General features: G+C 64.8%; 11 protein-coding genes. 1 reads left to right on the plus strand and 10 read right to left on the minus strand.

Translation table 11 applies throughout. The features are described 5' to 3' along the window. Positions 1 to 13: 13 nt before the first annotated feature. Complete coding sequence (locus CO675_RS07345) at positions 14 to 817, minus strand: SDR family NAD(P)-dependent oxidoreductase (protein ID WP_097671435.1); 804 nt, start codon at positions 815 to 817, stop codon at positions 14 to 16. Positions 818 to 1,149: 332 nt separating this feature from the next. On the opposite strand from CO675_RS07345, the gene CO675_RS07350 reads away from it, so the two are divergent. Next, positions 1,150 to 1,788 (plus strand): TetR/AcrR family transcriptional regulator, encoded by a 639-nt coding sequence (locus CO675_RS07350; RefSeq protein WP_097671337.1) that lies wholly within the window; start codon positions 1,150 to 1,152, stop codon positions 1,786 to 1,788. A 113-nt stretch (positions 1,789 to 1,901) separates the two neighbouring features. Here the strand turns inward: CO675_RS07350 and ptsN are convergent, their stop codons facing one another. From ptsN to CO675_RS07395, 9 genes are all read right to left on the minus strand, one after another. After that, on the minus strand, positions 1,902 to 2,363 hold the full coding sequence (gene ptsN / locus CO675_RS07355) for a PTS IIA-like nitrogen regulatory protein PtsN (RefSeq protein WP_029082506.1): 462 nt from the start codon (positions 2,361 to 2,363) through the stop codon (positions 1,902 to 1,904). Between the two features lie 230 nt (positions 2,364 to 2,593). Further along, positions 2,594 to 3,208 (minus strand): ribosome hibernation-promoting factor, HPF/YfiA family, encoded by a 615-nt coding sequence (gene hpf / locus CO675_RS07360; RefSeq protein ID WP_097671338.1) that lies wholly within the window; start codon positions 3,206 to 3,208, stop codon positions 2,594 to 2,596. Between the two features lie 185 nt (positions 3,209 to 3,393). After that, positions 3,394 to 5,049 carry an RNA polymerase factor sigma-54 gene (rpoN, locus tag CO675_RS07365; RefSeq protein WP_097671339.1) on the minus strand — a complete coding sequence of 552 codons (1,656 nt, stop codon included), beginning with the start codon at positions 5,047 to 5,049 and terminating at the stop codon, positions 3,394 to 3,396. A gap of 91 nt (positions 5,050 to 5,140) precedes the next feature. Next, complete coding sequence (gene lptB, locus CO675_RS07370) at positions 5,141 to 6,127, minus strand: LPS export ABC transporter ATP-binding protein (RefSeq protein WP_097671340.1); 987 nt, start codon at positions 6,125 to 6,127, stop codon at positions 5,141 to 5,143. A gap of 215 nt (positions 6,128 to 6,342) precedes the next feature. After that, the gene (locus tag CO675_RS07375) at positions 6,343 to 7,026 is read right to left on the minus strand and encodes an LptA/OstA family protein (RefSeq protein WP_097671341.1); all 684 of its coding nucleotides are present in this window, start codon (positions 7,024 to 7,026) and stop codon (positions 6,343 to 6,345) included. A gap of 23 nt (positions 7,027 to 7,049) precedes the next feature. Then, entirely contained in the window at positions 7,050 to 7,781 is a 732-nt protein-coding gene (locus CO675_RS07380; RefSeq protein WP_198964521.1) for an LptA/OstA family protein, read from the minus strand. A 5-nt stretch (positions 7,782 to 7,786) separates the two neighbouring features. Next, positions 7,787 to 8,524 carry an LPS export ABC transporter periplasmic protein LptC gene (lptC, locus tag CO675_RS07385; protein WP_097671343.1) on the minus strand — a complete coding sequence of 246 codons (738 nt, stop codon included), beginning with the start codon at positions 8,522 to 8,524 and terminating at the stop codon, positions 7,787 to 7,789. A gap of 181 nt (positions 8,525 to 8,705) precedes the next feature. Then, on the minus strand, positions 8,706 to 9,320 hold the full coding sequence (locus CO675_RS07390; protein ID WP_097671344.1) for a ribonuclease H-like domain-containing protein: 615 nt from the start codon (positions 9,318 to 9,320) through the stop codon (positions 8,706 to 8,708). Between the two features lie 225 nt (positions 9,321 to 9,545). After that, positions 9,546 to 12,302: an autotransporter family protein gene (locus CO675_RS07395; RefSeq protein ID WP_158231194.1), complete on the minus strand. Its 2,757-nt coding sequence runs from the start codon at positions 12,300 to 12,302 to the stop codon at positions 9,546 to 9,548. Positions 12,303 to 12,642 lie beyond the last annotated feature (340 nt).

Consider the following 12,642-nt stretch of genomic DNA (forward strand, 5'->3'; position numbering starts at 1 on the left):
GTCGGATTTGTTGCTACATGCCCATGCCGCCATCGACCGGCAGACCGATGCCGGTGATGAAGCGGGCCTCGTTCGAGCACAGAAACACCGCGGCGTCGGCGATGTCGGAGACCTCGGCGAGCTTGCCGAGCGGCGTCTGCTCCACCACCGAGCCGACGGCGGCATTGACGTCGGGCGCGAGACCGATCTTGACGATGTCATTGGCGAGCTGCAGGCCCATGTCGGTCGGGATCAGGCCGGGGTAGATGCAGTTCACCCGCACCCCATAGCCGAGCTTGCCGGCTTCCATCGCGCCGACCCGCGTCATGCGATCGACCGCGGATTTGGTGCCGGAATAGACCGCGATGCTCGGAAAGGCGATCGTCGCCGCGACCGAGGCGATGTTGACGACCGCGCCGCCCTTGCCCGCGGCTCCGCCCGGCCGCATCGCGCGGAAGGCGTGCTTCATGCCGAGCACGGTGCCGACGATGTTGACCTCGCACATGCGGCGCGCATCCTCGGCCTTGATGTCGGCGACCAGCGAAGTGATCTCGATGCCAGCATTGTTGATCAGGATGTCGAAGCCGCCCAGTGTTTCGACCGTCGCGGCGGCAGCCCGCTCCCATTGCGCATCGTCGGTGACGTCGAGCTTGACGAAGCCGGTTTTGACGCCGGCCTTGGCGACCTCGGCGGCGCTGGCCTTGCCGGCATCGTCGAGGATATCTCCGATCATGACCGCGGCGCCGGACCGCGCCAGCGCCTGCGCGATGGCTGCGCCAATTCCCCGGGCGCCGCCGGTGACCAGGGCTTTCCTGCCTTCAAGGCTCTTCGCACTCATGACGTAGTCCTCCCTTTGCTTGGTGATTTGATCGGTGCCGCGGCCGGCGGCAGCACGGGCCGGCGGTCTGCAGATTCTCAGCGCATTGGTGGCGGCGGCAGGCGTCAGCGGGGCGCAGCGTTGGCGCGCCCGGCGGTGCATTTCCTCCTGATGTCGTTAGGTCAGCCGTCTTGACGGTTGTCCAAATTATTGGACCAACCCTCGTCCAGGAACTTGACACTTGTCAAGCCCGAATTTGACAAGTGTCAAAGAGGATGATTGTGAAGAGATAGAGCGCGCCGCGGTTCGCGCGGTATAAGTTTGCTCGAGGGAAGAGACAGGAAAGGCACGAGATGGCGCGGCAAGCGACGGGAGCGGCCCAACGTGTGACGGTGGCAGCCGAGACGCTGCGCGACGAGAAGTTCAACGCACGGCGCATCGAACTTGCGGAGGCCGCGCTGGAAACGCTCGGCGAGCTCGGCTTCGCGCGCACCAGCCTGCGCGAGATCGCGCAGAACTCCGCCTTCACGCACGGCGTGTTTCACTACTACTTCAGCGACAAGCTCGATCTGATCTGCTGCTGCGTCCGTCACTACAAGGCAAAATGCGTGACACGTTACGACGAGGTGGTGACGACGGCACGAAGCCGCGACGAATTGACCGAAGGCTTCCTCGCCAAGCTGGCGGCGACGTTGCAGGACGAAGCCCGCATGCACCGGCTCTGGTACGATCTGCGCTCGCAGGCGATGTTCGAGCCGGCGTTTCGCAAGGACGTGCTCGAGATCGACAAGAGTCTCGAAGCGATGATCTGGCGCATCGCCACGCGCTACGCAGAGCTCGGCAACAGGAAGCCGGCATCGTCTCCGGCGGCGCTCTACGCGCTGTTCGACGGCCTGTTCCAGAGCGCCCTGCTCAGGCACCTCGCCAGCGACGAGAAGGCCGTCCCCGATCTGCTCGACGAAGTCCGCCGCCTGCTGCCGACGATCTGCTGAGAGAATTGCGAACGCTTCATAGCCCGACGATTGCGCATCGGCATGCGTCAATGCGTGACGTGTTGACTACGCACTGATGTCAATTGCGCGAACGAATTCGCGAATACGGATGATTACGCCGCGCTCGCCGGCGGCAGCGCGAGCACCGAGTAGATCGCCTGCGCGTCGCGCGAGGCACGCAGCTTCTTGGCGACGTCCTGGTCGCGCAGCAGGCGGGCGATGCGCGCCAGCGCCTTGAGATGATCGGCGCCGGCGCCTTCCGGCGCGAGCAGCAGGAAGATCAGGTCGACCGGCTGGCCGTCCATCGCCTCGAAATCGATCGGACGCTCGAGGCGGGCGAAGAAGCCGAACAGCTTCTCAAGCTTCGGCAGCTTGCCGTGCGGAATCGCGACGCCATAGCCGACCGCCGTAGTGCCGAGCTTCTCGCGTTGCAGCAGCACCTCGAACACCGCGCGTTCGTTCTGCCCGGTCAGCGCAGACGCGCGCGCCGCGAGTTCCTGCAGCGCCTGCTTCTTGCTGATGACTTTCAAAGCCGGAAGTATCGCCTCGGGTGCGACCAAATCGGTAATCGGCATTGGGACGTTCCGAGGTGAATGAACCGTCAGGTTGCGAATAGGCTTTACAGCGGCGGCGTCAAGAAGTTGAGGTGGGATGCGGGCTTAGCCCGGGTCCAGCTGGCAGGGCTTCTACTCCAACGTATCGGCGGTGCCAACACCTGCGAACCCTGTTCCGCCCCCTTATTCCTGGAGGCGGCGGACCATAAGCAGGGCTGGCTTCGGACGTCAATGCCATGGGCCAACTATCCTCAGGGGCTCACCGCCGGCGGATCGACCCAGCCGACATTGCCGTCCGTACGGCGGTATATGATGTTCAACCGGCCACTGCCGCCATGCTGGAATACCAGGCAGGAGGCGCCGGTCAGATCGAGCTCCATGACCGCCTCACTGACCGACAGCCGCTTCAGCGCAGTGGTTGCCTCGGCAATGATCACCGGGCTGTATTCGGTGACCTCGTCCTCGTTCTCCGGCGCCTCGATGATGTAACTCGGCGCGTCGAGGCCTGCACTGTTAAGGCCTGCGCCGTTCAATTCGGCGAGCGCAGCGTTCGCGGCATAGGTTTTGCGGGCCGAGCGGTCCTTGAGCCGGCTCTTGTAGCGGCGCAGGCGCTTCTCGATCATCAGGAGCGCGGCGTCCGCGCTGGCATAAGCATCGGCGGCGTTGGATTCGGCTTCCAGCGTGATGCCGGAATCCAGATGCAGCGAGCAGTCGGTGCGGAAGCCGAAGCCATCCTTGCTCAGCGTGATGTGACCGGAATAGTTGCCATCAAAATACTTTCGCAGGACCTCGTCGGTGCGCTCGCTGACGCGCGCACGAAGCGCCTCGCCGATGCTGATGCTCTTTCCCGAGATTCGAAGGGTCATTTGATGCCTCAATTGCTGGATGCCTCGATCACTCTTGCAGGAGCATGATGTTTGCTGGGCTTCCGGTCACCTCCCTTGCTGGACGACGCTTCGCCAGGAAAGATTGAGACTATCGCGATTTGACGCGAACGCAACGAGCGCATCATCCTGTCCGTACTCGGACGGGGTCATGCTCTGGAAGTAACCTAAACGGGGGCTGTATCGCGCGAGCGGTCGGGCGAGGAGGCAGGAGCCGAAAGGGCATTACCGAGCATGCTCTGTTTGTCACGGCGGCGCTGCACCGAGGATGGGATCCGCATCGCCTCGCGGTACTTCGCGACGGTGCGGCGGGCAATATCAATGCCCGAAGCGCGCAAACGTTCCACGATCGTGTCGTCGGACAGGATCGCCGACGGCGCCTCGCCGTCGATCAATTGCTTGATGTGGTGGCGCACCGCTTCGGCCGAGTGCGCCTCGCCGCCGTCGGCGGAGGCGATCGACGCGGTGAAAAAATACTTCAATTCAAAACTGCCGCGATTGGTCGCCATGTATTTGTTGGCGGTGACGCGCGACACCGTCGATTCATGCATCTGGATCGCATCCGCCACCGCCTTCAGATTGAGCGGCCGGAGGTGCGCGACGCCATAGGTGAAGAATCCGTCCTGCTGGCGGACGATTTCGGTCGCGACCTTCAGGATGGTGCGGGCGCGCTGATCGAGCGCGCGCACCAGCCAGGTCGCGTTCTGCAGGCAGTCGGTGAAGTACGACTTGTCACCGTCCTTGCGGATCGTCTTCGACAGCTCAGAGTAATAGGTCTGGTTGACCAGGACGCGTGGCAGAGTGTCGCTGTTGAGCTCGACATGCCAGCCGCCGTCGGGACCCGGACGCACATAGACGTCGGGCACCATGGTCTGCGTCCGCGCGGTGCCGAACTTCAGCCCGGGCTTCGGATCGAGCCGGCGGATCTCGGCGATCATGTCGGTGATGTCTTCGTCGTCGACGCCGCACAGCTTGCGCAAGGCCGCGATGTCGCGCTTGGCGAGCAGATCGAGATGCTCGACCAGCGCCTGCATCGCCGGATCGTAGCGATCGAGCTCGCGCAGCTGAATCGCCAGGCACTCGCTCAGGTTTCGCGCGCAGACGCCCGGCGGATCGAACTTCTGCAGCACCGCGACGACCTCGTCGACCGCCTGCTGCGACGCGCCGAGCCGCTCGGCGGCCTGGCCGAGATCGGCCGGCAGGTAGCCGGCGTCGTCGACCAGGTCGATCAGATACTGCCCGATCATGCGCTGCGCCGGCGCAGCGAATGCCACAGCGAGCTGTTCGGCGAGGTGGTCGGCGAGCGTCAGCTCGGCGGCCACGAAGGCTTCGAGATTGTATTCGTCGTCGCTGGAGGCACCACCGCCCCATTCGGTATAGACCGACGGAGCCGCGTCCTGCGCGGCGCGCGCGGCGGCTTCGGCCGGCTCCTCGGAGAACACGTTGTCGAGCCCGGTATCGAGCGTCTGCTCGATCTCCGCGCGGGTGCCGAGGTCGCGGTTCAGCCATTCCTCCTGGCCCGGCTCAAAGGCAGCCTCGCCGCCCGAGCCTGCGGCCATGTCTGACGCGTCGCCGTCATCCCCGTAACTCGAGGAACCGTCGGAATCGCCGTAGTCCGGCCGCTCCATCGTCGGCTCGCCCGCCACCGGCGGTTCCGGCCCGTCGGCGGCCCGCTCGAGCAGCGGATTGCGCTCCAGCTCTTCCTCGACAAAGGCCGACAGATCCAGGTTCGACAGTTGCAGCAGCTTGATCGCCTGCATCAGCTGCGGCGTCATTACCAGCGACTGCGACTGGCGGAACTCTAGTCTTTGCGTCAGCGCCATGGAGGCAAGATCGATTCCAAAAAGTTGGCTCGATTCTTGCTTATCTTAGTCCGGAGCCGTTGTACACGGCTTGACGGATGGGATTTTTCGGCTACAGGCGGAATTCCTCGCCAAGGTAAAGCCGGCGTACATCGGGATCGTTAACGATCTCCTCGGGGCTGCCCTCAGTCAAGATCTCACCGGCATAGACGATGTAGGCGCGGTCGGTCAGGCCGAGCGTCTCGCGGACGTTGTGGTCGGTGATGAGAACACCGATGCCGCGATTGGTCAGATGACGGACGAGGTCCTGAATGTCGCCGACCGCGATCGGGTCGATGCCGGCGAACGGCTCGTCGAGCAGCATGTAATTCGGACGCGTCGCCAGCGCGCGCGCGATCTCGACGCGGCGGCGCTCGCCGCCGGACAGCGCGATCGACGGGCTCTTGCGCAGCCGCGTGATGTTGAACTCGTCGAGCAGCGAATCCAGTTCGTGCTCGCGCTTCTTCTTCGAGGGCTCGACGACCTCGAGCACCGCGCGGATGTTCTGCTCGACCGTCAGGCCGCGGAAGATCGAGGCTTCCTGCGGCAGATAGCCGATGCCCAGCCGCGCGCGCTGATACATCGGCAGCTTGGTGACGTCGTGGCCGTCGAGCTCGATCGCGCCGCGATCGGCCTTGATCAGGCCAGTGATCATGTAGAACACCGTGGTCTTGCCGGCCCCGTTGGGTCCGAGCAGGCCCACCGCCTCGCCGCGGCGCACATAGATGCTGACGCCGCGCACCACCTGGCGGCTGCCAAAACTCTTTTCCACGCTATGCACAGCCAGGTAGCCCGGCCGCTTGATGAGCTGCGGCGCCGAAGCGGTGTTGTTCCTGGCCGGCCTTGCCCGCGCCGGGGCGGGCGCTGCTGTGGGCTGGGATCGTGGTAGCTCGACGGCGGGAACCGGCGCGGCGCGCGCCATCGGCGGCGCGTCGCGCACCGGTGACGTCAGCATCTCGCCGAACTGATCGTCGAGCGCCGTGATGTCGTCATGCGCGCGCGCAAATCCGGAACTGCGTTTCGCAGGGCGCCGCCGGAACATGCCGAGAAAATCCACCATCCCCGCTTCGCTTCAGCCTTTCACGGTGATCCGGCGACCTTGCCTGCGGACCGATCGATTCGCACGGCAAAGCGCGATCACCCGCGCCTTGAATGAATGGATGCCCCTATCCCGGCCGACATAACTCCCCCTCAAAGGCACATCGTCCGGCCGGGCCGCTGGAGTAGATACAGTCTCGCCCCGCGCGCTTCAACCTCGCGGTCGCAAAATATTATCTAATGCATTGATTTATCTTGATTTTGGTGGCTTGGAGGAGGTTGACGGGGGCTTACAGGATTCGCCGCGGCTGGCGTGCCGCCGCAACTCTGGTCCTGAACCATCAACACCTGCACCTTGCCGCTATCGGATTCGACGCGCGAGACGCCGGTCGTCATGTCGACGCGCAGGCGATCGCCGCGCACCACGTTCTGGCACTGGGTCAGCACCACGCCGCCGAGCATGGTGATCAGATTGGCCCTGGTGTCGAAGATCGCAGTCTCGCCGGTCACGACCTGGTCCTTCTGGGTCACAACCACATTGCCCTTCGCCTCCAGCCGCTTGATCGAGGAACTGCCACCCGGCCCAGGGGTCGCTGACGGCATTGGCGCGCCTTTCGTTCCCTTGGCACCCCCTGAGGGCACTGTCGGCTGGGCGGGCTTGCCCTCGTAGAACGCGACAAGTGTCCTCGATGTCATTGTGGTGTCGCCCTGCACCACTTTCACACTGCCCGAGAAGGTCGCCTCCTTCTTCCTGTCACGCATTTCGAGCACCGCGGACTCGATCCGGACCGGCTGGTCGCGGTTCTGCGCAAAGCCCTGCACGGCATTAGGCATAGACGCGCTGCCCTGTCCGCGCGCCCCGTCGAATGCGGTGACGGCGAAGATGGCGACAGCTGCAACTCGTAAAGGAAGCATCTCCATCGCCGTCCCCCAATCGCCGGCGCCTATTTCGACTTGCTACCTGGAAGCAGTTGAAGCGGCGACGGGGCTGCAGGGGCCGCGCCGGGAGCGGCCGGCGTGCCGCAGCCGCCCTTGCCGTTCTGCCCACCCTGCGACTGGATGAACAGGCCCTGCACCTTGCCGCTGTCGGATTCCACCCGCGAGACGCCGGTGGTCATGTCGACCAGCAGACGGTCGCCGCGCAGCACGTTCTGGCACTGGGTCAGCACCACTTGGCCGCCACCGCCGCCGAGCATGGTGATCAGATTGGTCTTGGTGTCGAAGATCGCGGTCTCGCCGGTGACGACCTGATCCTTCTGGGTGACGACGACATTGCCCTTCGCCTCCAGCCGCTTGATCGAGGACGCGCCGCCGGGGCCCGGAGTCGCCGATTGCATCGGCGCGCCCTTCTGAGCGGCGGCAGCCTTGGTGGCGCCCGTGGTCGGCGCCGGCGCCGCCGTCGACTTATCCTCGTAGAACACGACCAGGACCTTCGAGGTCATGGTGGTGTCACCCTGCACGACCTTCACATTGCCGGCGAAGGTCGCCTCCTTCTTCTTGTCGCGCATCTCGAGCGAGGCGGCCTCGATCTGGATCGGCTGGTCGCGGTTCTGCGAAAAGCCCTGCATGGCGTTGGGAACGCCGCTCATCGAGCCCTGCGCGGACGCGGCGTCGGCTGCGAACAGCGTGAGCAGAAAGGCCGCAATTGCGATGCCGTGCGGAAAACGTCTCATCATCAAATTCATTTCGGGTTGGCGGATTTGCGCGGCTTCGGTGACGGCGGAGGTGACGCGGGCTCGGCGGGCGGGCTCGGATTGTTGTCGCCGAGCTTATCCAGATTCATCACGACATTGCCTTCGAACCGCACGAGTTCGCCGCTGTTGTAGATCCTGAGGCGATCGGCGGTCAGCGTGCCTTCGAGCAGCTTGACGTCGACATGCTCGTCCGACGACACGTTGCCCTTGTTGATGTCGACGAAGGCCTGCGTCAGCTTGGCTTCATAGCCGGTGGACGACTGCAGGAAGATATCCTGGCGCAGGTCGAGCAGCTGCTTCTTGTTGTCGAAGAAGCCGGTGCGCGCATCCATGGTCACCGTCGACTGATCCTGCTGCGCCACCTTGGCGCGGATCGTCTTCAGCTCGACATGGTCAGGGTCGGTGACGTCCTGGATCGCCGCCTTGGCCCACATCTCATAGGGCCGGCCGTCGGCCGAGAAGCCGGCGATATGCGGCGATTCCATCGTGATCTTGGTGCCTGACACCACGAGGTTGTCCATCTCGACCGGCAGCTTGGGGATCATCTCGCGGAATGGATTGTAGACCGAGACGAAGATGATCGAGGCCATCGACAGCCCCACCACCGCAGGCACCGCGATGCGCAGGATCCGCACCATGCGGCTGTGCCGCGCGGCGGCGGCAAAGCGCGCCTCGAGGCCCGTGACATAGCCGGGATGCTGGGCTGGATTCTGAACCGAATTCACCTGAGCTCCAGAGGCGCGAAATTGCCCCTATTCTAGCCGGAGCCGCCCCAATATGCAGCCCGGACCTCGCGTCGCGCCCCCCAAGCCGACTTCAAGGCGGACCACGCGTGAACAGTTTGGCCGAAACGGGGCGGAACCGGCCCGCTGCGACGAATTCGGCGCCCATCATGAACGGGCGAAATCAGGAATGGGCGAAGATGTCCTCGGCCTCCCAGCCGTCAAGATCGAGCCTGGCGCGGGTCGGCAGAAAATCGAAGCAGGCTTTGGCGAGGTCAGTCCGTCCCTCGCGCGCCAGCATCACATTCAACTTGTCGCGGAGCGCATGCAGATGCAGCACGTCGGAGGCGGCATAGGCGAGCTGGGCTTCGGTGAGGCTCTGCGCACCCCAGTCGCTCGACTGCTGCTGCTTCGACAAGTCGACGTTCAGCACCTCGCGCACCAGATCCTTCAGGCCGTGACGGTCGGTATAGGTGCGCGACAGGCGCGAGGCGATCTTGGTGCAATAGACCGGCGACGGCATCACGCCGAACGTGTTGTAGAGCACCGCGACGTCGAACCGCGCGAAATGAAAGATCTTGGTGATCGCAGGGTTGGCGAGCAGCGCCTTCAGGTTCGGCGAGTCGGTGTGTCCCTTCGGAATCTGGATCACATCGGCGGTGCCGTCGCCGTTCGACATCTGCACCACGCAGAGCCGGTCGCGATGCGGATGCAGTCCCATGGTCTCGGTGTCGATCGCAACGGAATCGGTATAGCGGGACAGATCAGGCAGGTCGCCGCGATGCAGGCGGATGGTCATGCTGTCAAAAACCTCGTCGAATCGCTCTCGGGACAAGCTATCGTTCAATTCCCCGACAGGCGAGCGTGCATCAAGCCTTGTTGCGTCTCGGCGCTAAAGCCCATCAAGGGCGGAGCGCCGGCAACGTGAACCTCCTTGTGCACGCACAGATGGCTCCGGGTTTAGCGCCATTGTGCAGCGGAGACAATGGCTTGGGCGGCCCCCAGCGCCCGCGCAAGCGCGCCATTATTGCCAGCTGACGCGCAGGCCGAACCGGCCGGTGATGTCGTCACGGCGGGTGCTGTCCACCGACGTCGTGTAGCCCGCGCTGGCATAGGCGCTGATCGTGCGATTGAGCTGCGCGCTAACGCCGGCGCCGATCTCGACCGCGGTGCCGCGGCTTTGCACGCCGATCAGGTCGGTCGTCGCGAAGGCGATGCTGCGGTCGTTCGCGGCGGTGTGCCAGAGATTGGCCTCGAGATACGGACGCAGTTCGGCGGTGCCGACGATGAAGGTCGCGGGCACGCGCACGCCGAGCCGGCCGGTCAGCGTGTCGGCGCTGCCGGGCGCGACGCTGGAGAACATGTCGTTGAAGCTGTCGAACGACTGGCGCTGCCAGATCAGTTGCGCCTGCGGCTCGATCGCGACAAAGCGATTCAGCGGGATCGGAACGCCGGTTTCCAGCGACGCCGCGACGCCGGTGCCCGACACAAGCGCGCCGACCTGACGATCCGACTGCGGGCTTGCACCGTAGAAGCTGCCCATCAGCACGGCGTCGACGTACCAGCCTGAGGGGCCGATATGGGTCCAGTAGCCGCCGACATTCTGGCTGTCGATCGAGAGCGTGCCGGTGCGGACGTTGTTCATGCCGACCGCGAAGCCGTTGATGGCGCCGCTGGCCCAGCCATACGCATAGAAGAACCCCGCGCGATCATGATGCCCGGGTGCGGACTCAAAGCGCAGGATGTCGGCGCCGACCTGTACACCGGCCATGGTGCCGTCGAAGGAGGGGCTGACCGTGCCGGCCCAGCTCTGCGCGCTGTGCGAACCGTATGCACGCGCCCACGCCGCCGGCTGTTCGCCGCCACCGGTCAGCAAGGCTTGATCGCCCTGGCGCTGATGGAAGGTGCCGAGCGTCGCGAGCCCAAGCTTCTGCGCGACCTGCGGCAACGCCGAATAGACTGCAACCTCCTCGCGGTAGAGCTCGACCGGCGCGGCGCCTGCCGGCGGCGGCGTCAGCGACGACAGATCCTCTGCGGGCAGCCCTGATGGCGTCACGCCCCCGCCGAGCGCAGCCGGCGGCGCAGGCGGCGACGTGCCGGGCACCAGCTGCGAGCGTAGATACCAATTGTCGGCGCTGCCCGCGGAGACGCCGCCGCGAAACAGCAGATATTCGTGCGCGCCGGCAACGACGGCGCTCGAGAGGCCGAATGCGCCCGGGGCCGTGGTGCCGCCGTTGACGGCTTGCACCACCATGATGCCATCGGCTGTGGTCAGCGCGCCGGCACCACCGGCATTGGTGACGGTCACTGCGGTTGAGCCCGACGCAGTGCCGCCGGAGATGACGAGCCGATCCGACGGCGAACCGTCGCCACCGAGCACGCTGCGCAGAAAAAGGGAGCCGCCAGTGCCGACATAGTTGCCGGCGATCGTCAGGCTGTTCGCTGCGGTGGCGCCGCCATTGGTGAGGTTGATGACGCCGGCGTTGGTGACGGTGACCGGCGGCCCGCCCGGAAACGACGTGATCGACGGATTGGCACCGTTGCCGGCCAAGAGGCTGGTGCCCGCCGCGATCGACACATTGCCGGTGAGCGAGGTCTGCAAAGTCAGCGAACCGCTGTTGATGAAGGTGTTGGCGAAGGTGCCGGTGCCGGCCCAGGTCCAGTCATTGCCTTCCATCGTCAGCGTCTGGAATCGCGCGAATGCATTGTCGACCGTGCCGCTGCCTTGCAGCCGCACCTGGTTGTTGCCGCCGCCGCCATCGGCAAGGCCGACAATCTGCGAGCCGGTTTGCAGGATCATCGTCACGGCACCGCCGCCGCCTGCGAGCGCCGTGCCGCTGTTGCCGGCGATCAGGCCGGCATTGACGATGGTGGTGGCGCCGTTGAGCGTGCGGATCGCGGGTCCGTTCTGGCTGATGATCTTGCCGCCAGCGAGATTCTGGATCGTCGCCGTGAAGGATGATCCCGCGGTATTGGAGAACACCGCATCGGAACCGGCGCCGCGCGCTTCGATGGTGCCGCTGTTGGTCAGCACATTGGCGTTGCCCTGCATAAAGACCGTGTTGTTCGCCACCCCGGCCAGCGTGCTGCCGGTCGTCAGCAAGGTGCCGGTATTGGTGATGGAGGCGAACTGTCCGGCGGAGAAGATCGCGCGAGCCTGCGCGCCGGAGGTCGTGATCGTTCCGCTGTTCATGAATGTGTTGTTGTCGCCGGTCTGGACGTAAAGACCATACGATTGCGGTCCCTGGGTCGTGATCGTCCCGGTATTGATCAGCGTGTTGCTGCCGTTCGGCGTCAAGCCAATGATGGCAAGCCCGCGCGAAGTGCCGTTCTGCGTCGTGATCGTGCCGTTGTTGATCAGCGTGTTGCCGCTGCTGCTGGCGGCGATCGCATTGCTGCCGGCGCCTGTGGTCGTGATCAGGCCGGACGTGCCGTTGGTGACGACGTTGCCGTTGGCGCTGCCGAAGATTCCGGTGCCGCCGCCGCTGATGGTCAGCGTGCCGTTGTTGGTGGCGGCGCTGCCCGAGACAAGGCCGATCGCAGTCGCACCGGCGCCCGGCGTGATGCCGGCGCCCTGCAGCACGTTGACGGTGACGTTCGAGCTGCCGGCTACGGCCTGCACGCCTGCCGGCGAGGGATTCGGCGCTGCGGTCGAGCAGGTCACGGTCTGACCGCTCACCGGCGCGAGACTATCGCAGGCGGCAAACGCCTGCGAGGCCGACAGAAGACAACCGCCACCCAGAGTGCACGACAGGATCGCCGCGAGCCGCGATGAAACCATGCCCATCTCCACCATCGGTGCGAACCCGAGCCCTCGGCTCCGCGCCACCTGCTCCCCCTGCCCCGCTCTCAGCGTCGGCTGATCCGCTCCGTTCAATTTTGAGGCGATTTGCGGCGATCTGTTGCGCCATTGCCACAGATGGAACCATGAGCTGTATCATCACGATTCACATCCTTGACGTGCGTACGCTTTCGAGGTTGTGAAGTACACCACTCATCAGTTGCAGCCATCGATCGGAACAACCTGAAACAATCGCGCTGATGCGCCGGCCGGCCGCATTCTCGCGCCGGTTTTGCCGCGGGACGCACGGCCAAGCCGTTCATCAATCTCTCGATTTCGA

This window comes from Bradyrhizobium sp. C9, assembly GCF_002532045.1.
In the GTDB taxonomy this organism is placed as follows: Bacteria; Pseudomonadota; Alphaproteobacteria; order Rhizobiales; family Xanthobacteraceae; genus Bradyrhizobium.

What these genes read in the sequence shown, in the direction of transcription:
- CO675_RS07345 (WP_097671435.1), bottom strand. Translation starts at nt 817, where the DNA reads ATGAGTGCGAAGAGCCTTGAAGGCAGGAAAGCCCTGGTCACCGGCGGC.
- CO675_RS07350 (WP_097671337.1), top strand. Translation starts at nt 1,150, where the DNA reads ATGGCGCGGCAAGCGACGGGAGCGGCCCAACGTGTGACGGTGGCAGCC.
- ptsN (WP_029082506.1), bottom strand. Translation starts at nt 2,363, where the DNA reads ATGCCGATTACCGATTTGGTCGCACCCGAGGCGATACTTCCGGCTTTG.
- hpf (WP_097671338.1), bottom strand. Translation starts at nt 3,208, where the DNA reads ATGACCCTTCGAATCTCGGGAAAGAGCATCAGCATCGGCGAGGCGCTT.
- rpoN (WP_097671339.1), bottom strand. Translation starts at nt 5,049, where the DNA reads ATGGCGCTGACGCAAAGACTAGAGTTCCGCCAGTCGCAGTCGCTGGTA.
- lptB (WP_097671340.1), bottom strand. Translation starts at nt 6,127, where the DNA reads ATGGTGGATTTTCTCGGCATGTTCCGGCGGCGCCCTGCGAAACGCAGT.
- CO675_RS07375 (WP_097671341.1), bottom strand. Translation starts at nt 7,026, where the DNA reads ATGGAGATGCTTCCTTTACGAGTTGCAGCTGTCGCCATCTTCGCCGTC.
- CO675_RS07380 (WP_198964521.1), bottom strand. Translation starts at nt 7,781, where the DNA reads ATGATGAGACGTTTTCCGCACGGCATCGCAATTGCGGCCTTTCTGCTC.
- CO675_RS07390 (WP_097671344.1), bottom strand. Translation starts at nt 9,320, where the DNA reads ATGACCATCCGCCTGCATCGCGGCGACCTGCCTGATCTGTCCCGCTAT.
- CO675_RS07395 (WP_158231194.1), bottom strand. Translation starts at nt 12,302, where the DNA reads ATGGTTTCATCGCGGCTCGCGGCGATCCTGTCGTGCACTCTGGGTGGC.